The following is a 20,966-nucleotide window of genomic DNA, read 5'->3' as shown; positions in this document are numbered from 1 at the left end:
CCCTTTCCGGCGATTCCAACTCTACCAGATCTTTTCCGGGCCGTTTCGGGCCTTGGAATTGAATTGGACGGCCATTGGAGAGCCATTCCCTTTCGGGCGAGCCAGACTTTATCAGGTTTCCCAGGTCTGGATTCCCACCCGCCCGCGTGACATGGCCGGGCACACGTGTGTGCCGGGGTGTCGTGCGGGGTGGAGACGTAAACGTACTGGAGCGGGGCCCCCGGATGCAAATCCGGTTGCCCCGCTCCAGTGATGTCGCTACGGCGAGGGTCAGACCTCGACGACGACCGGGAGGATCATCGGGCGGCGGCGGTAGCCGTCCGAGACCCACTTGCCCATCGTGCGGCGGATGAGCTGCTGGATCTGGTGCGGCTCGGCGACGCCGTCGGCCGCTGCGCGGGCGATGGCTTCCTCGATCTTCGGCAGGACCGCGTTGAAGGCCGAGTCCTCGATGCCGGAGCCGCGGGCCTGGATGTTCGGGCCGCTGACGACCTTGCCCGTGGTGCTGTCCACCACGACGTAGACCGAGATGATGCCCTCGTCACCGAGGATCCTGCGGTCCTTGAGCGAGGCTTCGGTGACGTCGCCGACCGAGAGGCCGTCCACGTAGACGTAGCCGGCCTGGACCTTGCCGGAGATCCGCGCCTTGCCGTCGATGAGGTCGACGACGACGCCGTCCTCGGCGATGACGATGCGGTCCTTCGGTACACCCGTCAGGGCACCGAGCTCGGCGTTGGCGCGCAGGTGGCGCCATTCGCCGTGGACCGGCATCAGGTTCCGCGGCTTGCAGATGTTGTAGAAGTACAGCAGCTCGCCGGCGGAGGCGTGGCCGGAGACGTGCACCTTGGCGTTGCCCTTGTGCACGACGTTGGCGCCCCAGCGGGTCAGGCCGTTGATCACGCGGTAGACCGCGTTCTCGTTGCCCGGGATGAGGGACGACGCCAAGATGACCGTGTCGCCAGGGACGATCCGGATCTGGTGGTCGCGGTTCGCCATGCGGGACAGGGCCGCCATCGGCTCGCCCTGGGAACCCGTGCAGACGAGGACGACCTCGTGGGGCGGCAGGTCGTCGAGGGTCTTGACGTCCACGACGAGACCGGCCGGGACCTTCAGGTAGCCCAGGTCACGGGCGATGCCCATGTTGCGGACCATCGAGCGGCCGACGAAGGCGACCCTGCGGCCGTACTCGTGGGCGGCGTCCAGGATCTGCTGGATCCGGTGCACGTGGCTGGCGAAGCTCGCCACGATGATCCGGTTGTTGGCGTTCGCGAAAACCGTGCGCAGGACGCCCGAGATCTCGCGCTCGGGCGGTACGAAGCCCGGGACCTCGGCGTTCGTGGAGTCCGAGAGGAGGAGGTCGATGCCCTCTTCGCTCAGACGCGCGAAGGCGTGGAGGTCGGTGAGGCGGTTGTCCAGCGGCAGCTGGTCCATCTTGAAGTCGCCGGTGCAGACGACCATGCCCGCACCGGTGCGGATGGCCACGGCCAGCGCGTCCGGGATGGAGTGGTTGACGGCGATGAACTCGCAGTCGAAGGGGCCCAGGTTCTCGCGCTCGCCTTCCTTCACCTCGAGGGTGTAGGGGCGGATGCGGTGCTCCTGGAGCTTCGCCTCGATGAGGGCCAGCGTCAGCTTGGAGCCGATCAGCGGGATGTCCGGCTTCTCCCGGAGGAGGTACGGGACGGCGCCGATGTGGTCCTCGTGGCCGTGCGTGAGGACGATGCCCTCGATGTCGTCGAGGCGATCCCGGATGGACGAGAAGTCCGGCAGGATCAGGTCGATGCCCGGCTGCTCCTCTTCGGGGAAGAGGACGCCGCAGTCGACGATCAGCAGACGGCCGTCGAACTCGAAGACGGTCATGTTGCGGCCGATCTCACCGAGGCCACCCAGGGGGGTGACCCGGAGGCCGCCCTTGGGGAGCTTCGGCGGCGGACCGAGTTCAGGATGCGGATGGCTCAAAAGGTTCTCCTTCACCACGCCCGCCACGTCCCCTCGGGGCACGTGGCGAGCGTGTCATTCGTGCACTTGCTGTTGTCTTGTGTGGTGCCGCTTGTTCAGTTGTGAAGTCTGATGTCAGAGCTGTACCCCGCCGGCGGCAAGATCGATCTTGAGCTGCGCCGTCTCTTCGGCGGTCAGCTCGACCAGCGGGAGCCGCAGCGGGCCCGCGGGCAGACCCTGCAGGTTCAGCGCGCCCTTGGTGGTGATCACACCCTGGGTGCGGAACATGCCGGTGAAAACGGGGAGCAGCTTCTGGTGGATCTCGGTGGCCTTCTGGACGTCGCCGCCCAGGTACGCCTCGAGCATCGTGCGGAGCTCGGGGCTGACCACGTGGCCGACCACGGAGACGAAGCCGACCGCGCCGACCGACAGGAGCGGCAGGTTCAGCATGTCGTCGCCCGAGTACCAGGCCAGGCCGCTCTGGGCGATGGCCCAGCTGGCGCGGCCGAGGTCGCCCTTGGCGTCCTTGTTGGCCACGATACGGGGATGCTCGGCCAGCCGGACCAGAGTCTCGGTGTTGATCGGAACACCGCTGCGGCCGGGGATGTCGTAGAGCATGACCGGCAGCTCGGTGGCATCGGCGATCGCGGTGAAGTGCCGGAAGAGGCCCTCCTGCGGCGGCTTGCTGTAGTACGGGGTGACCGCGAGCAGGCCGTGTGCACCGGTGCGCTCGGCCTGGCGGGCGAGCTCGAGCGTGTGGCGGGTGTCGTTCGTGCCGATGCCGGCGACCACGTGGGCCCGGTCACCGACCGCTTCGAGTACGGCTCGTACGAGGTCGTTTTTCTCCGCGTCGGTGGTGGTCGGAGACTCACCGGTGGTGCCGTTGATGATCAGGCCGTCGTTGCCTGCGTCCACCAAGTGGACGGCGAGACGCTGCGCGCCGTCGAGGTCAAGTGCGCCATCCGCCGTAAACGGCGTGATCATGGCGGTGAGGACCCGCCCGAAGGGGGTCTGCGGAGTCGAGATCGGAGCCATGGGTAACACGCTACTCGCTGCCACGCTCGCGGTGTCCCCTCGGGGGACGTGATGACGGTGTTGGAGCCCGGCACTGCCTGCTCGGGGGTTCAAGCAGTGCCGGGTCCGTTTGATCAGCCTAGATGAACTTTACCAAACGCCGCAATACGGACACTTCGGACTTGATCCGTACATCTGTGCGGAACGGGTCCGATCCGGCCTTACGGGGCGACGCGGCCGTTGCCGTTGAAGGCCGCGTACGTGAGCGGCATGAGGCCCGCCCAGTGCTGCTCCATCTTCTCGCCGACCATCTCGATCTCCCGCTGCGGGAAGGACGGGACCGCCGCCAGCTCGTGCTGGGTGCGCAGGCCGAGGAAGTGCATGAGCGAGCGCGCGTTGCAGGTGGCGTACATCGAGGAGAACAGGCCGACCGGCAGGACCGCACGGGCGACCTCGCGGGCCACGCCCGCCGCCAGCATCTCCTGGTAGGCCTCGTAGGCCTGGACGTAGGAGTCCTCCATGACCCGGCCCGTCAGCTCCTGCTGGGCCTGGGTGCCTTCGACGAAGACGTACTTGCCGGGACGGCCCTCCTGGACCAGCTTGCGCTCGGCGTCCGGAACGTAGAAGACCGGCTCCAGCTCCCTGTAGCGGCCCGATTCCTCGTTGTAGGACCAGCCCACGCGGTGCCGCATGAACTCGCGGAACACGAAGATCGGGGCGCTGATGAAGAAGGTCATCGAGTTGTGCTCGAAGGGGCTGCCGTGGCGGTCCCGCATCAGGTAGTTGATGAGGCCCTTGGAGCGCTCCGGGTCCTTCTGCAGCTCCTCCAGCGACTGTTCGCCCGCCGTGGAGACGCGCGCCGCCCACAGCACGTCGGAGTCGGCGGCGGAGTGCTTCACCAGCTCCACCGTCACATCACTGCGGAAGCTGGGTTTCAGATCTGAAGCGGCGGTCTCGCTCACCGGGGGTCCTTCCGAACGGGTCTTACTGGGGGCGGCGACCACTCTACGGCGGTCCGCCGGGCGTTCCGCGCAGAGCGGGGCGGCCCGGACCTGCCGGTGCCGGATCTGACGCGGTGCCATAAAATTTGGTTAATGTCCCGAAATCCGGCACCGATCGGGGCTCTTGCACGTCCTACCCGGTAGAACGCGCAACCCGTCCCGCCCGCACTGCCCCAGGCCCACCACGGCCCCGATCGTGAGGAGACCGCTCCCGTGTTTCGCCGGCGCGAACCCGTCCCGTTTGCCTTCGTCGCCGAGGCCGACCGTTTCCGCAGCAACGTCACTCCGCCGCCGCGCGAGAGTCTGAGCAGGACCCAGCTCGCCGCTCGTAGTCTGGTCGGACTGACCGTGGTGGCAGGGCTCGTCGGTTCGCTGCTCTTCGGTCTGCCCGCGCTCCAGCCGACCGCACCGGCGAAGTCGCAGCAGTCGGAGGCGGCCGAGGGGCGGTAGCCTCACGGGCACAGCCCAACCGAACGTGCATGTGAGTGAGGTCCTGCCGTGCCCCTGCCCTTCCTGACGGCCGACGGCGCATTCGACGCGCACGACAGCGGGGAGACACTCCCCTACGAGGACCCCGACCGCTGGCACCGCCCCTACCGCCCGGGGCCCTGGCGGGTGGCCGTCGCCGCGCTGCTGCTCCTGCTGGGGTCCTTCATGCTGCTCGCCACGGTGATCATCGCCGCCGCGGGCACCCTGGGCGGCACCCTGGGCGGCGCGGTCGCCTCGCTCGCCGTGGTCGGCTCCGCCCTGCGGCTGCTGCGCACGGGGGTCTGGGTCAGCCGCAAGGGGCTGCGCCGGGTCGGGTTCTTCGTAACCCGCTCGGTGCCGTGGAGCCAGGTCGGCGAAGTCCGCACCGTGCAGCAGCCCGTGCGCTGGCTCGGACTGCCGAGGACCGTGCAGGGCCAGGCCCTGACGGCCGCCCCGCGCGGTGGCGCGCCGCTTCCGGTGCTGCTGACCGACCACAGCGCCGATTTCCTCTCGCGCACCGAGGCGTTCGACCGGGCCGCCGGCTCGGTCGAGGCCTGGGCCGAGGAGTACCGGACGGCCGTACCCGCCTGAGCGGAGCCGGCCCGCGCGGGCATGCCCGTACAGGACCGTGCCCGTAGGACTGTGCCCGTACAGGATTCCTTCCTGTACGGGCACAGTCCTGTACGGGCACAGTTCGCGGACTGAGCGGCCCTACGAGCGCTGGCGTCCGTCGTGCAGGGAGATGGCCCGCTGCATGGCCTGGCGGGCCCTCGGGGTGTCGCGGGCGTCGCGGTAGGCCACGGCGAGGCGGAACCAGGTGCGCCAGTCCCCCGGCGCGTCCTCGGTCTCGGCCCTGCGGCGGGCGAAGACCTCGTCGGCCGAGTCCCGCTTGATGCGGCCGTACGCGTCCCGTTCGAGCTCGTCGACGGGGAGTCCGCCCTCGGCCTCCAGCTCGGTCGCGAGCCGGTTGGCCCGGGTGACGAAGCGGGTGTTCTGCCAGAGGAACCAGACGCCGATGACCGGCAGGATCAGCACCGCCAGCCCGAAGGTGACGGTGAGCCAGGTCCCGTGCCGGATCAGCATCAGGCCCCGGCTGCCGGCCAGGACGAAGTACACGACCAGGACGGCGGCCGTGATGAAGTAGGCGATCTTCGCGCGCATGGTTCCGCTGTCTGCTCGTCAGCCGAGTTCGAGGAAGTTTTCCAGGCCGAACGTGAGGCCCGGGGTCTGCGTCACGCGGCGCGCGCCGAGCAGGATGCCCGGCATGAAGCTGCTGTGGTGCAGGGAGTCGTGACGGATGGTCAGGGTCTCGCCCTCTCCGCCCAGGAGGACCTCCTGGTGGGCCAGCAGGCCCCGCAGTCGGATCGCATGCACCGGGACCCCGTCGACGTCCGCGCCGCGCGCGCCGTCGAGGGCGGTGGCGGTGGCGTCGGGCTGCGCGCCGAGGCCGGCCTCGGCGCGGGCGGCCGCGATGAGCTGCGCCGTACGGGTGGCCGTGCCGGAGGGGGCGTCGACCTTGTTCGGGTGGTGCAGCTCGATGACCTCGACGGACTCGAAGTACCGGGCGGCCTGGGCGGCGAACTTCATCGTGAGGACGGCGCCGATCGAGAAGTTCGGTGCGATGAGCACACCGGTCTGCGGCGAACCGGCGAGCCAGGTGTTGAGCTGGGCGAGGCGGTCCTCGGTCCAGCCGGTGGTGCCGACCACTCCGTGGATGCCGTGGCGGATGAGGAAGTCGAGGTTCCCCATCACCGAGGCGGGGGTGGTCAGCTCGACGGCGACCTGGGCGCCGGCCTCGGCCAGCGTCTCCAGCTTGTCGCCGCGGCCGAGGGCGGCCACCAGCTCCATGTCTTCGGCGGCCTCGACGGCCTTGACCGCTTCGGAACCGATGCGCCCCTGGGCGCCGAGGACTGCCACGCGCAGCTTGCTCATGATTACTTCGTCCCTCGATGAAATGCGGACTCGCGTCCTGATGGAACTCTGCCGGTGGAACTAGGCGACGGCCTCGTCGAGACGGGCCGCCTGCTTCTCCTTCAGCGGGCCGATCACCGCGAGCGAAGGACGCTGGGCCAGTACGTCCCGGGCGACCGACCGCACGTCGTCCGGGGTGACCGCCGCGATCCGGGCCAGCATGTCGTCGACCGACATCTGGTCGCCCCAGCACAGCTCGCTCTTGCCGATGCGGTTCATGATCGCGCCGGTGTCCTCCAGGCCGAGGACGGTGGAGCCGGACAGCTGGCCCACGGCCCGCCGGATCTCCTCGTCGGTGAGCCCGTCGGCGGCGACCTTGTCGAGCTCGTCCCGGCAGATCCGCAGTACGTCGTGGACCTGGCTGGGGCGGCAGCCCGCGTAGACGCCGAAGAGGCCGGTGTCGGCGAAGCCCGAGGTGTACGAGTACACGCTGTAGGCCAGGCCGCGCTTCTCGCGGACCTCCTGGAAGAGGCGGGAGGACATGCCTCCGCCGAGCGCGGTGTTCAGCACGCCCAGCGCCCAGCGGCGCTCGTCGGTGCGGGCCAGGCCCGGCATGCCGAGGACCACGTGGGCCTGCTCGGTCTTGCGGTTGACCAGCTCGACGCGGCCGGAGGTGCGGATCCGCTTGGTGCCGGTGCGCGGGCCGATCGGCGCCGCGTCGGTCCGGGTCAGGGATCCGGCCTTCTCGAAGGCCGCGCGGACCTGCCGTACGACCTTGTTGTGGTCGACGTTGCCCGCGGCGGCCACGACCAGGTGGGTGGGGTCGTAGTGCTTCTTGTAGAAGCGGCGGATCCGGTCGGCCGTGAGCGCGTTGATCGTGTCGACGCTGCCGAGGACGGGGCGCCCGAGCGGGGTGTCCCCGTACATCGTCTGGGCGAACAGGTCGTGGACCATGTCGCCCGGGTCGTCCTCGGTCATCGCGATCTCTTCGAGGATGACGCCGCGCTCGGCGTCGACATCGGATTCGAGGATCAGCGAGCCGGTGAGCATGTCGCACACGACGTCGATGGCCAGCGGCAGGTCGGTGTCGAGCACCCGCGCGTAATAGCAGGTGTACTCCTTCGCCGTGAAGGCGTTCATCTCGCCGCCGACCGCGTCGAGCGCGGAGGAGATGTCGAGGGCGCTGCGCTTCTCGGTGCCCTTGAAGAGGAGGTGCTCCAGGTAGTGCGTGGCGCCGTTCAGCGTGGGCGTCTCGTCCCGGGAGCCGACGTGGGCCCAGATGCCGAAGGTGGCGGACCGGACGGACGGCAGGGTCTCCGTGACCACGCGCAGTCCGCCCGGGAGGACGGTGCGGCGGACGGTGCCGATGCCGTTGGTGCCCTTGAGCACGGTTTGGGTACGGGCGACGGCCCGCCCCTCCGAAGAGGGGCGGGCCGTCACACGGGAACTACGCGACATCACTTGTCGGAGTCGTCCTTGTCGGCGTCGTCGCCGGCGGCTTCGCCGTCGATCACGGGGACCAGGGAGAGCTTGCCGCGGGAGTCGATCTCGGCGATCTCGACCTGCACCTTGGTGCCGACCGCGAGCACGTCCTCGACGTTCTCCACGCGCTTGCCACCGGCGAGCTTGCGGATCTGCGAGATGTGCAGCAGGCCGTCCTTGCCGGGCATGAGGGAGACGAAGGCACCGAAGGTGGTGGTCTTGACGACCGTACCCAGGTAGCGCTCGCCGACCTCCGGCATGGTCGGGTTGGCGATCTGGTTGATCGTGGCGCGGGCGGCCTCGGCGGCCGGGCCGTCGGAGGCACCGATGTAGATGGTGCCGTCGTCCTCGATCGTGATCTCGGCGCCGGTGTCCTCCTGGATCTGGTTGATCATCTTGCCCTTGGGGCCGATGACCTCACCGATCTTGTCCACCGGGATCTTGACGGTGATGATCCGGGGGGCGAAGGGGGACATCTCGTCCGGCGTGTCGATCGCTTCCATCATCACGTCGAGGATGTGGAGGCGGGCGTCGCGGGCCTGCTTGAGGGCGGCGGCCAGAACGGAGGCCGGGATGCCGTCGAGCTTGGTGTCCAGCTGGAGCGCGGTGACGAACTCCTTGGTGCCGGCGACCTTGAAGTCCATGTCGCCGAAGGCGTCCTCCGCACCGAGGATGTCGGTGAGGGCGACGTAGTGGGTCTTGCCGTCGATCTCCTGGGAGATCAGGCCCATGGCGATACCGGCGACGGGAGCCTTGAGGGGCACACCGGCGTTCAGCAGCGACATGGTGGAGGCGCAGACCGAGCCCATGGAGGTCGAGCCGTTGGAACCGAGGGCCTCGGAGACCTGACGGATCGCGTAGGGGAACTCCTCGCGCGTCGGCAGGACCGGCACGATCGCGCGCTCGGCGAGCGCGCCGTGGCCGATCTCGCGGCGCTTCGGCGAACCGACGCGGCCGGTCTCGCCGACCGAGTACGGCGGGAAGTTGTAGTTGTGCATGTAGCGCTTGCGGGTCACCGGGGAGAGGGTGTCCAGCTGCTGCTCCATACGGAGCATGTTCAGGGTGGTGACGCCCAGGATCTGGGTCTCGCCACGCTCGAACAGCGCCGAGCCGTGCACGCGCGGGATGGCCTCGACCTCGGCGGCGAGGGTACGGATGTCCGTGATCCCGCGGCCGTCGATGCGGACCTTGTCCTTGATGACGCGCTCGCGGACCAGGGCCTTGGTCAGGCTGCGGTACGCGGCGGAGATCTCCTTCTCGCGGCCTTCGAAGGCCGGGAGGAGCTTCTCGGCGGCGATCTCCTTGACGCGGTCCAGCTCGGCCTCGCGGTCCTGCTTGCCCGCGATGGTCAGCGCCTGGGAGAGCTCGCCCTTGACGGCGGCCGAGAGGGCCTCGTACACGTCGTCCTGGTAGTCCAGGAAGACCGGGAACTCGCCCTCGGGCTTGGCGGCCTTGGCGGCCAGGTCGGCCTGGGCCTTGCACAGGGCCTTGATGAACGGCTTCGCGGCCTCGAGGCCCGCGGCCACGACCTCTTCGGTCGGCGCCTCGGCGCCGCCCTTGACGAGGGCGATGGTCTTCTCGGTGGCCTCGGCCTCGACCATCATGATCGCGACGTCGCCGTCTTCGAGCGCACGGCCCGCGACGACCATGTCGAAGACGGCGTCCTCGAGCTCGGTGTGCGTCGGGAAGGCAACCCACTGGCCGCGGATCAGCGCGACGCGGACGCCGCCGATCGGGCCGGAGAAGGGCAGGCCGGCCAGCTGGGTGGACGCGGACGCGGCGTTGATCGCGATGACGTCGTACAGGTGGTCCGGGTTGAGCGCCATGATCGTGGCGACGACCTGGATCTCGTTGCGCAGGCCCTTCTTGAAGGACGGGCGCAGCGGGCGGTCGATCAGGCGACAGGTGAGGATCGCGTCCTCGGAGGGGCGGCCCTCGCGGCGGAAGAAGGAGCCGGGGATCTTGCCGGCCGCGTACTGCCGCTCCTCGACGTCCACCGTCAGGGGGAAGAAGTCGAGCTGGTCCTTGGGCTTCTTCGACGCGGTGGTGGCGGAAAGCACCATCGTGTCGTCGTCCAGGTAGGCAACGGCGGAGCCGGCGGCCTGGCGGGCCAGACGGCCCGTCTCGAAGCGGATGGTGCGGGTGCCGAAGGAACCGTTGTCAATGACGGCCTCGGCGTAGTGGGTCTCGTTCTCCACTAGCGTTTTCTCCATTTTCGTCGTCTCCGTCCGCCACCCGTGTGGTGGTGGACGGTTGCGGAGAAGCGCTCCTTGCGTGCGGGCCGGTCTTCGATCGAAGCATCCGGGGTTCGAGCCCGTTGCGGGCGTTCCGGGTGCCACTACCGAGGACCGGCGGCGTAGGGAGGGCGCTCCTCCTCTTCAGTTGTGCACGCCTTTAAGACGTCACGCGATCCAGACTACAAAGCGTCCGGCCGCCGCGCGCACGTACAGCAAAGGGAGCGGCCCCCTCAGCGCGGGTGCCGCTCCCTCCACAGCGTTTTTACTTGGCGCCGGCCGCACCGCGGCGGATGCCGAGGCGCTCGACCAGGACGCGGAAGCGCTGGATGTCCTTCTTGGCCAGGTACTGCAGCAGGCGGCGACGCTGGCCGACCAGGATCAGCAGACCACGACGGGAGTGGTGGTCGTGCTTGTGGGCCTTCAGGTGCTCGGTCAGGTCCGAGATGCGGCGGGACAGCATGGCGACCTGGACCTCGGGGGAGCCGGTGTCGCCCTCCTTGGCACCAAACTCTGCGATGAGCTGCTTCTTTACTGCGGCGTCGAGCGGCACGCGTACTCCTCGTAATAGGTCTTCGTTGCCACCGAGTGCCCCAGGTCGAATTCTCTGGGGATCTTCCGTAACTCGGGAGGCGGGGTCCGCTGAGCGCAGCCTCCAGAAGAATCCGGGGGCGCGTACACAAACGGCCGTCACACAGCGTACCAGGCTGCCGCTCCGCCCCGTCTCAGCTGGTGAGAGACCGGACCCGGGCGTAGACGTCGAGCGCGGCCAGGGTCAGCGGGACCAGGCTGAGCAGGACCGCCGCCTCGGTGAGGTCGAGCAGCCGCCCCCAGAAGGGTGACAGACCCTTGCGGGGAATGACCAGCGCAATTCCGGCGAGGAGGGCCGCGCCGGCGGTCACGGCCGCGGAGAGCCAGGTCGTACGCAGGTCGAGGCCGCTGTGGTCTCCGTAGCGGTCGAGCTCCACCAGGAGGTCCAGCGGCGGGTGCATCGCCAGGCCCAGGATCAGCAGGCCGAGGGCGGCGAAGCCGGCCACCAGGGTGCAGGCGACCTGGGAGGTGTAGCGGAAGAGGCGGGCGCGCAGCAGCATGGCGAGCCCGGTGGTCAGGGCCAGGAGCCGGGCCCAGGTGTTGTCGGAGAAGCCGAGGACGGCGGCGGAGCCTACGGCGACCGCGGCGCAGCCGCCGACGAGGCCCAGGAGCATCTCGTGGCCGCGGCGGGCCTGGGCGGCGATGGCCTCGGCGTCGAGCGGGGCCCCGGGGTCGTGCTGGTCGGTGCCGGCGCGCTCGCCGTGGGGCTCGGTCTCGTAGCGGTCCGGGGTCTCGTACTCGGCCACGGCGCTCTGCGGGGCCGCGTAGCCGATCGGGAGCCGGGCGAAGCGGGCGGAGAGGCCCGGGAGGAAGGCGACGAGGCCGACGGCTACGGGGGCGCAGACGGCCGCGGCGGAGGTCGCGCCGGCGTCGGCGGTGATGGCGGCGAAGGTGGCCAGGGTCCCGGTGGCGGCGAGGAAGGTGGCCGCGACGAAGGGGGCGTCGCCGTCGGGGGTGAGCGCGACGAGGGCGACGGAGGCGACGAGCACGCACACGCAGCCGAGGAGAAACTGGAGCCGGCCGGGGCCGTGGCCCGCGGCGGGGGCGACGATGCCGACCCCGGCGAGCAGCAGGTGGGGCACGGCCGCGAGGCCGAGGGCGACGGCGGAGCCGCGGTCGCGGTAGACCCGGGCGCGGACTCCGGCGGCGGCGGTCAGGAGCACGCCGACGGAGCCGGCGATGATCCCGGGCAGCCCGTGCATGTCGTGCAGGACCGGGTCGGCGTACCAGAGGACGAAGCCGAGGAGCACGAAGAGCAGGGCGGCGCCGGCCAGGCCCGCGCCGCGCAGCATGTCGTCGCTCCAGCGGTGGCGGTCGCGGACCACCGCGGAGGCGACGGCGTCGGAGACGTCGTCGAAGACGGCGGGCGGCAGGGACTCGGCGAAGGGGCGCAGGCTGAGCACCTCGCCGTCGAGGACCTGCTGGGCCGCGAGGGTGCGGGCGCCGTCGAGGACGGTGCCGGACCGCAGGACCAGGTGGAAGCCGGTGGGTGCGCCTACGGGCTGGGTCTGGCCGGTGAGGCGCAGCAGCTCGGGATAGATGTCGGCGACGGCGATGTCCTCGGGGAGGGCTACGTCGATGCGGCTGTCGGGGGCCACGACGGTGACCCTGCGGAAGCCGGTCGCCTCGGCGGTGTTCACCTGGTGTCCCCCGGTTGCTGTGTGCGTGCGGTTGCTGTGTGCGTGTCAGCTGGTGCGTGCGTGTCGGCTGGTGTGCAGTCGATTCGCGGATGCGCATGCTGCGCGCGCCACCCTACCGGGAGTGCGGATGACTGTCGGCAAGTAGGATCACCTCTCTGCGGAGGAGACCCCCTTCGCGCCCGGGACTTGAGGGCGCCGGTTGCGACGTCCCGTCTGTTTTCAAGGGATTGATGCTCCGGTGAGCCAGATCGTCGTCAAACGTCCGCCCCGGTCCCTGCCGCCCGAAGTTCCTTCGGACGAACTGCGGCTGGAGCCCCCGCCGGAGCTTCCGCGCGGGCAGCAGGAGGGCGTGCTGATGCAGCTCCTCCCGATGCTCGGGATGGGCTCGTCCGCCGTGTTCTTCTTCATGCCGGGTGCGGCTCCCATGATGCGCATCATGGGCGTGCTGATGATGGTGTCGACGGTGGGCATGCTCGTCGCCCAGCTGATGCGCCACCGACGCGGTACGCAGGGGCAAATGGCCGATACGCGTCGGGACTACCTCAAATACCTGGCTCAAACCCGTCGTCAGGTCCGCAGGACCGCGCGGGCGCAGCGCGACGCGCAGCTGTACCTGCACCCGTCGCCCGAGCAGTTGTGGTCGGTGGTGGCCGAGGGTTCGCGCCTGTGGGAGCGGCGGGTCGGCGACGCGGACTTCGGGCAGGTGCGGCTGGGGCTGGGCGCGCAGCGGCTGGCGACTCCGCTGGTGGCTCCGGACACGGCTCCGGTGGACGAGCTGGAGCCGCTGACGGCGGGCGCGATGCAGCGCTTCCTGAAGGTGCACTCCTCGCTGGACGGGCTGCCGGTGGCGGTGTCGCTGCGGGCGTTCTACCACGTGACGGTGTCCGGGGAGCCGGAGTCGGCGCGGGGTACCGCGCGGGCGCTGGTGGCGCAACTGGCGACGCTGCACTCCCCCGAGGACCTGATGGTGGCGGTGGTGGCCGCGCCGGGCGCGGTGCCGGAGTGGGACTGGGTGAAGTGGCTGCCGCACACCCAGCTGCCGGGCCAGATCGACGGGGCCGGTACGAAGCGGCTGTTCGGCGACGACCTGGTCGAGCTGGAGGGGCTGCTGGGCTCCCGGCTGGAGGGGCGGCCCCGGTTCAGCCGGGAGGCGAACCCGGTGATGGACCAGCCCCACGTGGTCCTCGTGCTGGATTCCGGTTCCCGGGGCGGTCTGGTGCCGCCGGACTCGGTGTTCGCGGCGGCCGAGGGGCTGCAGGGCGTCACCGTGGTCGAGGTGGTGGCGGGCGATCTGGACGAGGCGCGCGGCGGCCTGTCGGTCGTGGTGCGGCCGGGCCGGCTGCGCCTGGAGTCGGGCGCGGGCGTGGCCTACGAGGGCGTGCCCGACACCCTGTCGCTGCCGGCGGCCGAGGCGCTGGCCCGCCAGCTGGCGCCGCTGCGCACGGGTGGCGGGGACGACGACGAACCGCTGCTGGCCAATCTGGACTTCACCGACCTGCTGAACCTGGGCGACGCCGCCGCCGTGGACGTGGCCCGGACCTGGCGGCCGCGTTCGGCCGGTGAGCGGTTGCGCGTGCCGATCGGGGTCGGCGAGGACGGCTCCCCGGTGATGCTGGACCTGAAGGAGGCCGCGCAGGAGGGCATGGGCCCGCACGGGCTGTGCGTGGGCGCGACCGGTTCGGGCAAGTCGGAGCTGCTGCGCACGCTGGTGCTGGGGCTGGCGGTCACGCACACCTCGGAGACGCTGAACTTCGTACTCGCCGACTTCAAGGGCGGTGCGACCTTCACCGGGATGGGGCAGATGCCGCACGTCGCGGCGGTCATCACCAACCTGGCGGACGACCTGACGCTCGTGGACCGCATGGGCGACTCGATCCGCGGCGAGCTGCAGCGCCGCCAGGAGCTGCTGCGCTCGGCGGGCAACTACGCCAACATCCACGACTACGAGAAGGCCCGTGCGGCCGGCGCCCCGCTGGAGCCGCTGGCCTCGCTGGTGCTGGTGATCGACGAGTTCTCCGAACTGCTGACGGCCAAGCCCGACTTCATCGACATGTTCATCCAGATCGGCCGCATCGGCCGGTCGCTGGGCGTGCACCTGCTGCTGGCCTCGCAGCGTCTGGAGGAGGGCAAGCTGCGCGGTCTGGACACGTACCTGTCGTACCGGATCGGTCTGCGGACCTTCTCGGCGGCGGAGTCGCGGACCGCGATCGGCGTGCCGGACGCCTATCACCTGCCGTCGGTGCCCGGTTCGGGCTACCTGAAGTTCGGTACGGACGAGATGACGCGCTTCAAGGCCGCGTACGTCTCGGGCACCTACCGGGTGGGCGGGCCCGACCTGTCGGTCGGGATGTTCCCCGTGGAGCGGCGGCCTGTGCTGTTCACGGCGGCTCCGGTGCCGGTCGTGTACGCGGCCCCGGACCCGGCCTACCTGACGGCGCGGGCGGAGGAGGCCGCGCGGGGCGGGCAGGACGACGCGCTGGCGGACACGGTGCTGGACGTGATCGTGGGACGGCTGGAGGGGCAGGGGGTGCCGGCGCACCAGGTGTGGCTGCCGCCGCTCGACCAGGCTCCGCCGCTGGACCAGTTGCTGCCGGCGCTGGCGCCTTCGGCGGAGCGCGGGCTGCACGCGGAGGGGTACACGAGGCCGGGCGGGCTCGTGGTGCCGCTCGGGCTCATCGACAAGCCCTTCGAGCAGCGGCGCGAGGTGCTGTACCGGGACTTCTCGGGTGCGGCGGGCCACATGATGGTGGTGGGCGGCCCGCAGTCGGGCAAGTCCACGCTGATGCGGACGCTGATCACTTCGTTCGCGCTGACGCACACCCCGCGCGAGGTGCAGTTCTACGGGCTGGACTTCGGCGGTGGCGGCCTGTCCTCCCTCTCGGACCTGCCGCACGTGGGCGGGATCGCCTCCCGGCTGGACCCGGAGCGGGTGCGGCGCACCGTCGCGGAGGTCAGCGGCGTGCTGCGGCGGCGCGAGGAGTTCTTCCGCGCGAACGGCATCGACTCGATCGGCACCTACCGGCGCCGGCGGGCGGCCGGCGAGCTGCCCGGCGAGCCCTGGGGCGACGTCTTCCTGGTCGTCGACGGCTGGGGCGGCTTCCGCAACGAGTACGAGGCCCTGGACCAGATCGTCACGGACATCGCGGCCCGGGGCCTGGGCTACGGCATCCACGTCGTGATCACCGTCTCGCGCTACATGGAGGTCCGGGCCGCGCTGAAGGACCAGATGCTCAGCCGGCTGGAGCTGCGCCTCGGTGACGTCATGGACTCGGAATTCGACCGCAAGGTCGCGGCGAACGTCCCGACGGGCATGCCGGGCCGCGGCCAGGTCGCGGAGAAACTGCACTTCCTGAGCGCGCTGCCCCGGATCGACGGTTCGCATTCGGCGGAGGACCTCTCGGAGGCCACCGCCGCCTTCGTGGCGGCCGTCAAGCAGAACTGGGCGGGCCAGGCGGCCCCCGGCGTACGGCTGCTGCCGCGGCTGCTCCACGCCGACCAGCTGCCCAAGGGCGGGGAGTACCCGGAGCGCGGCATCGCGATCGGCATCGACGAGACCGAGCTGGAGCCGGTGTTCGTCGACTTCGAGACCGATCCGTTCCTGCTGGTGTTCGGCGAGAGCGAGTCGGGCAAGACGAACCTGCTGCGGCTCATCGCCCAGCGGATCTCCGAGCGCTACAGCCCGGACCGGGCCCGGCTCGTGGTCGGCGACTACCGGCGCAGCCTGCTCGGGGCGCTGCCGGAGTCTCACATGCTGGAGTACGCGCCGATGGCGAGCTCCCTGCAGATGCACATGGAGGCGCTGGGCGGGGTGTTCGCCCGGCGCCAGCCCCCGCAGGACGTCACCCCGCAGCAGCTGCGCGACCGGAGCTGGTGGACGGGTCCGGACGTGTTCATCGTCATCGACGACTTCGACCTGGTGGCCACGAGCCAGGGCAACCCGCTGGCCCAGCTGGTGGAGTTCCTGCCGTTCGCCCGGGACACGGGCGTCCGCTTCATCATCGCGCGCAGCTCGGCGGGTGCCTCGCGGGCGCTGTACGAGCCGTTCATGCAGCGGATCAAGGAGCTGGGTGCGCAGGGCGTGGTGCTGTCCGGCGATCCCTCCGAGGGCGACCTGGTCGGCAATGCCCGGCCGCGTCCGATGCCGCCGGGCAGGGCCTCGTTCGTCTCGCGCAAGCGCGGGACCTCGCTGATCCAGCTCGGGCGGATGCAGGGGCACTAGTTCAGGGTCGGGGTCCGCGTCGGGTTCCGCAAAGCCTCGCGCGGGCGGCGGGCCTGCACCGATAATCGGCAACGACCGCACCACCGAAGGAGAGGCCGCACATGGGCACTCAGCAGGAGAAGGACGAGCTCTACGCGCTCGACATCAGCGGTGTCGAGTGGGAGGGCCCGCCCGGGACCCATCCGGACGAGGAGCGCGTCGAGATCGCCCGGCTGCCCGAGGGGGCGGTGGCGATGCGGTCCTCGCTGGACCGGGACACCGTGCTGCGCTACACCAAGGCCGAGTGGGAAGCGTTCGTACTCGGCGCCAGGGACGGGGAGTTCGACCTCGACCGGGGCCCGCGCTAGGCCCCGTACGGGTTCCCGGCCCGGGACCCGGACACGAGGAAGGGGCGCGCCCGTTGCGGGCGCGCCCCTTCCTCGTACCACGTACCGCGTGGCGTACCGCCGGGCTCAGTAGGCCTCGGTGAACAGGCGCGAGGCCTTCACGTCGGTGGCGCGGTAGTCGTTCTTGCCGCGCTCGATGAGGTCGGCGACCTGGCGCAGCGTGGCGCGCATGTGGTCGGCCTTGCCGTTGTACTTGCGCTGCAGCTCGATGTACTGGGTGTGCGCCTCGCCGTCCCAGGTGTCGGTGACGACGGTCAGGGCGGCGCCCATCTCGTCGAGGTCCTTCTTGATGTTGTCCGAGACGATGCGGATGCGGTCCGCCATCACCTGGACGCTCTCATACCGGACCTTGGTGTGCCCGTCGTTCGCTGTCATGTTCTTCTCCTTCGCACGGTGCGGGGCAGGTGGCTAGAGGAAACGGGTCAGATTCCGTTGAGGGCGGAGGTGTTGCCACCGCCACCGCTGGCGGCCTTGACCGCCTGGAACGCCGAAACCACGTCGTCGTCCTGCGCGTTGCTCAGGTTCTTGGTCTGCGAGACGGCGTTGTGCAGGACGCCGAGCAGCCGGCGGATCTCGTCGTGGTCCTCGTTGACGACCGTCTGCGCGGAGGTGAACCCCGACGCACCCGTACCGGTCCAGCCGGCGCTGACGGTGGCGAGGATGTCGGCGAGCTCTCGGGACTGCCGGGTGACGCTCTCGGCGGTCTCCGAAATCTTGTTCATCGCTTGCTTGACCGGGTCATCAGCGAGTCCGAAATTATTGGTCATCCGAAGCTCCTCAATTCTCAATTCACCAGACGGAACCGGTGGATCGCGCAGCGGAGCGGCAGCTCGGAGGCGCGGTTTTCAGCCACGCACCCCCGGAGTTCCCCCTCCGCTTCACGCCACATCCCCGATCACAGTCGTGAAGCCTGCGATCACTTTAGTCAGTTCACCGGCCGTACCCAACACCGCTCTTAGGGATCGGTAGCAGAACCGTGACTGTTCACTGCAAACGGCGCCTTCGGTTCCGGGCATCCCGGACGACGGTCGCCGCTCCGGCGATCACCGTGATCAGTACGCCGCCGATCCCCAGAGCGTAAGTGCCGATGCGCTCGTCGCGCTCGCGGGCCGTCTCGCTCGTGGGCATCGCCACCGGTTCCGGGGCCACCGCGGGGGGCGGACCCGCGTCCGGTACGGGCGCCTTGGGCGTCTCGTGGTCCTGGCTCAGCGCGCGGACCGGGTCGACGACGCCCCAGCCCACGTAGTCGTCGTGGCCGTTGACGGAGCGCTCGGCGGTGTTCTGGAGCTGCCAGACCACCTCCTGCGCGGACCACTGCGGGTGCTTGGCGCGCACCAGGGCCGCCACCCCGGCCACGTAGGGCGCGGAGAAACTGGTGCCGTTGTCCACGCACTGGCCGAAGCCGGGGACGGTGGAGACCATGTCCACGCCGGGGGCCGCGATCCCGATGAAGGAGCCGGGCTGGGAGAAGGCGGCCCGCTCGTTGTTGCGGTCCGAGGAGCCCACGGCCAGGACCCCGGGGAAGGCCGCCGGGTAGGTGGGGCGCTTCTGGCCGCTCAGGCCGTCGTTGCCCGCCGAGGCGATGACGACGACGTTCGACTCGATGGCCTTCTTCACCGCCTGGCCGAGGGCGGAGTCCTGGCTGAGCGGTACGTCGGTGTCCTGCGAGATGTTGATGATCTGCGCGCCCTTTTCCACGGCGTGCTTGATGGCGTCGGCCAGGGTCCCCGCGTTCCCGGCGCCCTGCCCGTCGTTCTGCCGCACCGGGATGATCGTGGCCTCGGGGGCGATGCCGACGAAGCCGGTACCGGGCTGCGCGCGGCCCGCGATCAGCCCCGCGACCTTGGTTCCGTGCCCGACGGTATCGGTGGTGCCGTCGCCCTTGGGGTCGAGGAAGTCCCGGCCGGCGCCGATGTCGAGGGCGCCGCTGAGCTGCGGGTTCACCCGGTCGACCCCGGTGTCGATGACGGCGACCCGCACGCTCTTGCCGTCCTTGGTACGGCCCTTGGTGTCCGCCCAGAGCTCGTCGAGCAGCAGCCGCTGGAGCGCCCAGGGGCGGTCCTCGATCTGCCTCTTCATGGGGAAGGTGCACTCGCCGGCACCGTCCAGGCCCAGCGGGTACGGGGCCTCGCGCGCGGCCCCGTACGAGGACTGCGGCGGCGCGGCCGCCAGCGCGAGGGCGGCCGCGGCGAGCAGGGCCGCGACGGCGGGCTTCGGTACGGGCCCGCGCGCGGGCTCCGGTGCGGTGCGGGCGGACTTGCGCGCGGGCTCCGGGGCCCGCTTCGTGGCGCCGCCCATCACGAGCCCTGCGGCTGGCGGGCGGCGTTGCTGTCGAGGCGCGGCCCCTTGGAGAGGAACTCCGACCAGGCGATGGGCACCGTCACCGGGACCACGCCCCCGTAGCCGAGCCGGGCCTGGGCCTGGCTGGGCGCGGGGCGGCCGTCGGAGGTGGTCTGCCCGCCCGTGCCGGGGGCCGCGGAGGCTCCGGGCGACGGGCTCGCTCCGCTCGCTCCGGGCGAGGGCTGGGCGGCGTCGCTGTCGCCGTTGGCCTGGACCGCGTACCGCAGTCCGGTGTCGGTGACCAGGAAGAGCGCGCCGCCCGCGGTGGTCTGGCGGCCCTGCGCCTGGGTGTAGAGCAGGCCCGTGCCCGGGGTGACGTAGGCGCTCGTACCGCTGGCGGTGATGTCCACGGGGAAGCCGGTGCCCGCCCAGGTGCTCACCGTCTGGTTGCCCTGGCCGTCGACCGAGCGCAGGACGCTGCACGCCGTGTCGCGGGCGGTGTCGGGGGCCGTGGCGCCGGCGGCGGGGACCTCGTTGATCCGGTCCGTCTTCTTCTGCGGCCACTTCGCGTCGCCCTTGAAGGGGACGGGATCCGGGTTGATGGACTGGAGGTCCACCTCGTGGGCCTTGCCGTGCATGTCGAGCCCGTCGGTCGCGGGCGAGGAGATCATCAGCCAGGCGACGAAGTCGGAGACGGGGACCACCTTGCCGGGCACCACCAGGTAGTGCTGCGCGCCGGAGCCGGTCACCGCCTTGATCACCATGCCGACCTTGTCGTCGGCGCTGGCCAGGCCCTTGACCCCGGCGGGGGTTCCGGACTTGCCGGCGGGCAGTGCCGGGAAGGACAGGTCGTCGCCGGAGTTGAGGGTGGCCAGCCACTCGTCGGTGACCGGCTGCGGGACGGCGCTGCCTCCGACCAGGGCGTTGGTCATGGTGTTCGCGTCCGCGGTGCCCTCGGGGAACTTGTACTTCGTGCCCGCCGCGTCGACCAGGAAGCGGGCCTTGACCGCTCCGGTGCTCTGGACGTACAGCGCCTGGGTGTCGGAGAGCCGGCGCCCGTCGTCCATCAGCTTCGCCTCGCGGTCGGCCAGGACGAAGGTGGCGGTCTGCACGCCCTTGCCGTTGCCGCCCGGCTGCTGGCACACCGCCCAGCGCTTGGCCTTCGCGGCCTCCGCGGGGGCGGGCAGCCGGTCCGGGGCGTACGGGATGCCGATGATGGGGCCGCGCGGCACCTTGCCCGCGTCCAGCACCTTGTCGTCGACCTGGACGACCTTGGCCTTGTTCGGGTCGAGCAGGAGCCGGGCGGAGGCGAGGTTCAGGACGGGGTGCAGCCGGATCTGGTCCTTGCCGTCGACCTTGGTCGACAGGACGATGTAGCGGGTCGTCGACTGCTTTCCGACGATCACCTGGGCGCCGGGGGCGTCCCAGCCCTTGGGGGCCGTCGGCTTGAACATGCCCCAGGCCCCGAAGGCCGCGAGCACGACCGCCGCCGTCACCACACCGGGCAGGACGGCGCGCAGCGGCCGCGGCGCGCCCTCTTCGGTGCCCGTCGCGGAAGGCTGAAGGAACGCGGCCACCGTGCGTCGCTTCGCAAAGGTGTACGCGTTGAGCTCGTCACGTCGTGATGCCATGGCCGCCTGCTTCTCCCCGCACGGCCCGGTCGGTGGATACGGTCTCCGGGCCTCGATTGTCCGACCGGCCACCTACTATGCCTCTTGACGGAGGGTAGGCAGGGGCCGGGTAGGGTGAGGCAGCCGCTCCACGCCTTCCGCGCCGGGGGAAACAAGGGGTGTTGGGGCGGATTG

At 70.5% G+C, this 20,966-nt stretch carries 17 protein-coding genes; 4 read left to right on the top strand and 13 right to left on the bottom strand.

The features are described from left to right. Positions 1-270: 270 nt before the first annotated feature. From OHU74_RS26610 to thyX, 3 genes are all read right to left on the bottom strand, one after another. Positions 271-1,956, bottom strand: a complete 1,686-nt coding sequence (locus OHU74_RS26610) for a ribonuclease J (RefSeq protein WP_330301086.1) — start codon at positions 1,954-1,956, stop codon at positions 271-273. Between the two features lie 114 nt (positions 1,957-2,070). After that, complete coding sequence (gene dapA, locus OHU74_RS26605; RefSeq protein ID WP_371618185.1) at positions 2,071-2,970, bottom strand: 4-hydroxy-tetrahydrodipicolinate synthase; 900 nt, start codon at positions 2,968-2,970, stop codon at positions 2,071-2,073. A 200-nt stretch (positions 2,971-3,170) separates the two neighbouring features. Further along, positions 3,171-3,911 carry an FAD-dependent thymidylate synthase gene (gene thyX, locus OHU74_RS26600; protein WP_371618184.1) on the bottom strand — a complete coding sequence of 247 codons (741 nt, stop codon included), beginning with the start codon at positions 3,909-3,911 and terminating at the stop codon, positions 3,171-3,173. Between the two features lie 252 nt (positions 3,912-4,163). On the opposite strand from thyX, the gene OHU74_RS26595 reads away from it, so the two are divergent. Both OHU74_RS26595 and OHU74_RS26590 read left to right on the top strand, forming a co-directional pair. Beyond that, complete coding sequence (locus OHU74_RS26595; RefSeq protein ID WP_330298888.1) at positions 4,164-4,400, top strand: hypothetical protein; 237 nt, start codon at positions 4,164-4,166, stop codon at positions 4,398-4,400. 48 nt (positions 4,401-4,448) lie between these two features. Continuing rightward, a complete protein-coding gene (locus tag OHU74_RS26590; protein WP_371618183.1) occupies positions 4,449-5,009 on the top strand; it encodes a hypothetical protein in 561 nt (186 codons plus the stop codon). Positions 5,010-5,129: 120 nt separating this feature from the next. Here OHU74_RS26590 and OHU74_RS26585 read toward each other — a convergent pair whose 3' ends face one another. From OHU74_RS26585 to eccD, 6 genes are all read right to left on the bottom strand, one after another. Continuing rightward, positions 5,130-5,579, bottom strand: coding sequence for a hypothetical protein (locus OHU74_RS26585; RefSeq protein WP_371618182.1), 450 nt, complete (start codon positions 5,577-5,579; stop codon positions 5,130-5,132). A gap of 18 nt (positions 5,580-5,597) precedes the next feature. After that, entirely contained in the window at positions 5,598-6,350 is a 753-nt protein-coding gene (dapB, locus tag OHU74_RS26580) for a 4-hydroxy-tetrahydrodipicolinate reductase (RefSeq protein ID WP_371618181.1), read from the bottom strand. 60 nt (positions 6,351-6,410) lie between these two features. Next, positions 6,411-7,790 (bottom strand): M16 family metallopeptidase, encoded by a 1,380-nt coding sequence (locus OHU74_RS26575; protein WP_371618180.1) that lies wholly within the window; start codon positions 7,788-7,790, stop codon positions 6,411-6,413. Continuing rightward, positions 7,787-10,009, bottom strand: a complete 2,223-nt coding sequence (locus OHU74_RS26570; protein WP_371619820.1) for a polyribonucleotide nucleotidyltransferase — start codon at positions 10,007-10,009, stop codon at positions 7,787-7,789. The genes OHU74_RS26575 and OHU74_RS26570 overlap by 4 nt, the downstream gene beginning before the upstream one ends. A 301-nt stretch (positions 10,010-10,310) precedes the next feature. Next, a complete protein-coding gene (gene rpsO, locus OHU74_RS26565) occupies positions 10,311-10,598 on the bottom strand; it encodes a 30S ribosomal protein S15 (protein WP_330298883.1) in 288 nt (95 codons plus the stop codon). A gap of 172 nt (positions 10,599-10,770) precedes the next feature. Beyond that, on the bottom strand, positions 10,771-12,276 hold the full coding sequence (gene eccD / locus OHU74_RS26560; protein WP_371618179.1) for a type VII secretion integral membrane protein EccD: 1,506 nt from the start codon (positions 12,274-12,276) through the stop codon (positions 10,771-10,773). A 238-nt stretch (positions 12,277-12,514) separates the two neighbouring features. Between eccD and eccCa the strand changes: the two genes are divergently transcribed. Then, positions 12,515-16,495, top strand: a complete 3,981-nt coding sequence (gene eccCa, locus OHU74_RS26555; RefSeq protein ID WP_371618178.1) for a type VII secretion protein EccCa — start codon at positions 12,515-12,517, stop codon at positions 16,493-16,495. A gap of 101 nt (positions 16,496-16,596) precedes the next feature. Next, positions 16,597-16,842: a DUF397 domain-containing protein gene (locus OHU74_RS26550; RefSeq protein WP_371618177.1), complete on the top strand. Its 246-nt coding sequence runs from the start codon at positions 16,597-16,599 to the stop codon at positions 16,840-16,842. Between the two features lie 105 nt (positions 16,843-16,947). Here OHU74_RS26550 and OHU74_RS26545 read toward each other — a convergent pair whose 3' ends face one another. The 4 genes from OHU74_RS26545 to eccB form a co-directional block, all read right to left on the bottom strand. Then, entirely contained in the window at positions 16,948-17,256 is a 309-nt protein-coding gene (locus OHU74_RS26545; protein ID WP_356659329.1) for a WXG100 family type VII secretion target, read from the bottom strand. Positions 17,257-17,303: 47 nt separating this feature from the next. Continuing rightward, positions 17,304-17,648: a WXG100 family type VII secretion target gene (locus OHU74_RS26540; RefSeq protein ID WP_371618176.1), complete on the bottom strand. Its 345-nt coding sequence runs from the start codon at positions 17,646-17,648 to the stop codon at positions 17,304-17,306. Positions 17,649-17,865: 217 nt separating this feature from the next. Beyond that, positions 17,866-19,179, bottom strand: coding sequence for a type VII secretion-associated serine protease mycosin (mycP, locus tag OHU74_RS26535; RefSeq protein WP_371618175.1), 1,314 nt, complete (start codon positions 19,177-19,179; stop codon positions 17,866-17,868). Then, positions 19,179-20,792 (bottom strand): type VII secretion protein EccB, encoded by a 1,614-nt coding sequence (eccB, locus tag OHU74_RS26530; protein WP_371618174.1) that lies wholly within the window; start codon positions 20,790-20,792, stop codon positions 19,179-19,181. Before eccB ends, mycP begins: the two co-directional genes overlap by 1 nt. Between the last annotated feature and the right edge of the window lie 174 nt (positions 20,793-20,966).

Source organism: Streptomyces sp. NBC_00454 (assembly GCF_041434015.1).
Lineage (GTDB): Bacteria > Actinomycetota > Actinomycetes > Streptomycetales > Streptomycetaceae > Streptomyces.
Note: the sequence above shows the minus strand (reverse complement) of the source record. Positions and strands in the feature narration are given on the sequence as shown.

Coding starts and splice junctions, on each gene's coding strand:
- dapA (WP_371618185.1), bottom strand. CDS start 2,970: ATGGCTCCGATCTCGACTCCGCAGACCCCCTTCGGGCGGGTCCTCACC.
- OHU74_RS26585 (WP_371618182.1), bottom strand. CDS start 5,579: ATGCGCGCGAAGATCGCCTACTTCATCACGGCCGCCGTCCTGGTCGTG.
- dapB (WP_371618181.1), bottom strand. CDS start 6,350: ATGAGCAAGCTGCGCGTGGCAGTCCTCGGCGCCCAGGGGCGCATCGGT.
- OHU74_RS26550 (WP_371618177.1), top strand. CDS start 16,597: ATGGGCACTCAGCAGGAGAAGGACGAGCTCTACGCGCTCGACATCAGC.
- OHU74_RS26545 (WP_356659329.1), bottom strand. CDS start 17,256: ATGACAGCGAACGACGGGCACACCAAGGTCCGGTATGAGAGCGTCCAG.
- OHU74_RS26540 (WP_371618176.1), bottom strand. CDS start 17,648: ATGACCAATAATTTCGGACTCGCTGATGACCCGGTCAAGCAAGCGATG.
- mycP (WP_371618175.1), bottom strand. CDS start 19,179: ATGGGCGGCGCCACGAAGCGGGCCCCGGAGCCCGCGCGCAAGTCCGCC.
- eccB (WP_371618174.1), bottom strand. CDS start 20,792: ATGGCATCACGACGTGACGAGCTCAACGCGTACACCTTTGCGAAGCGA.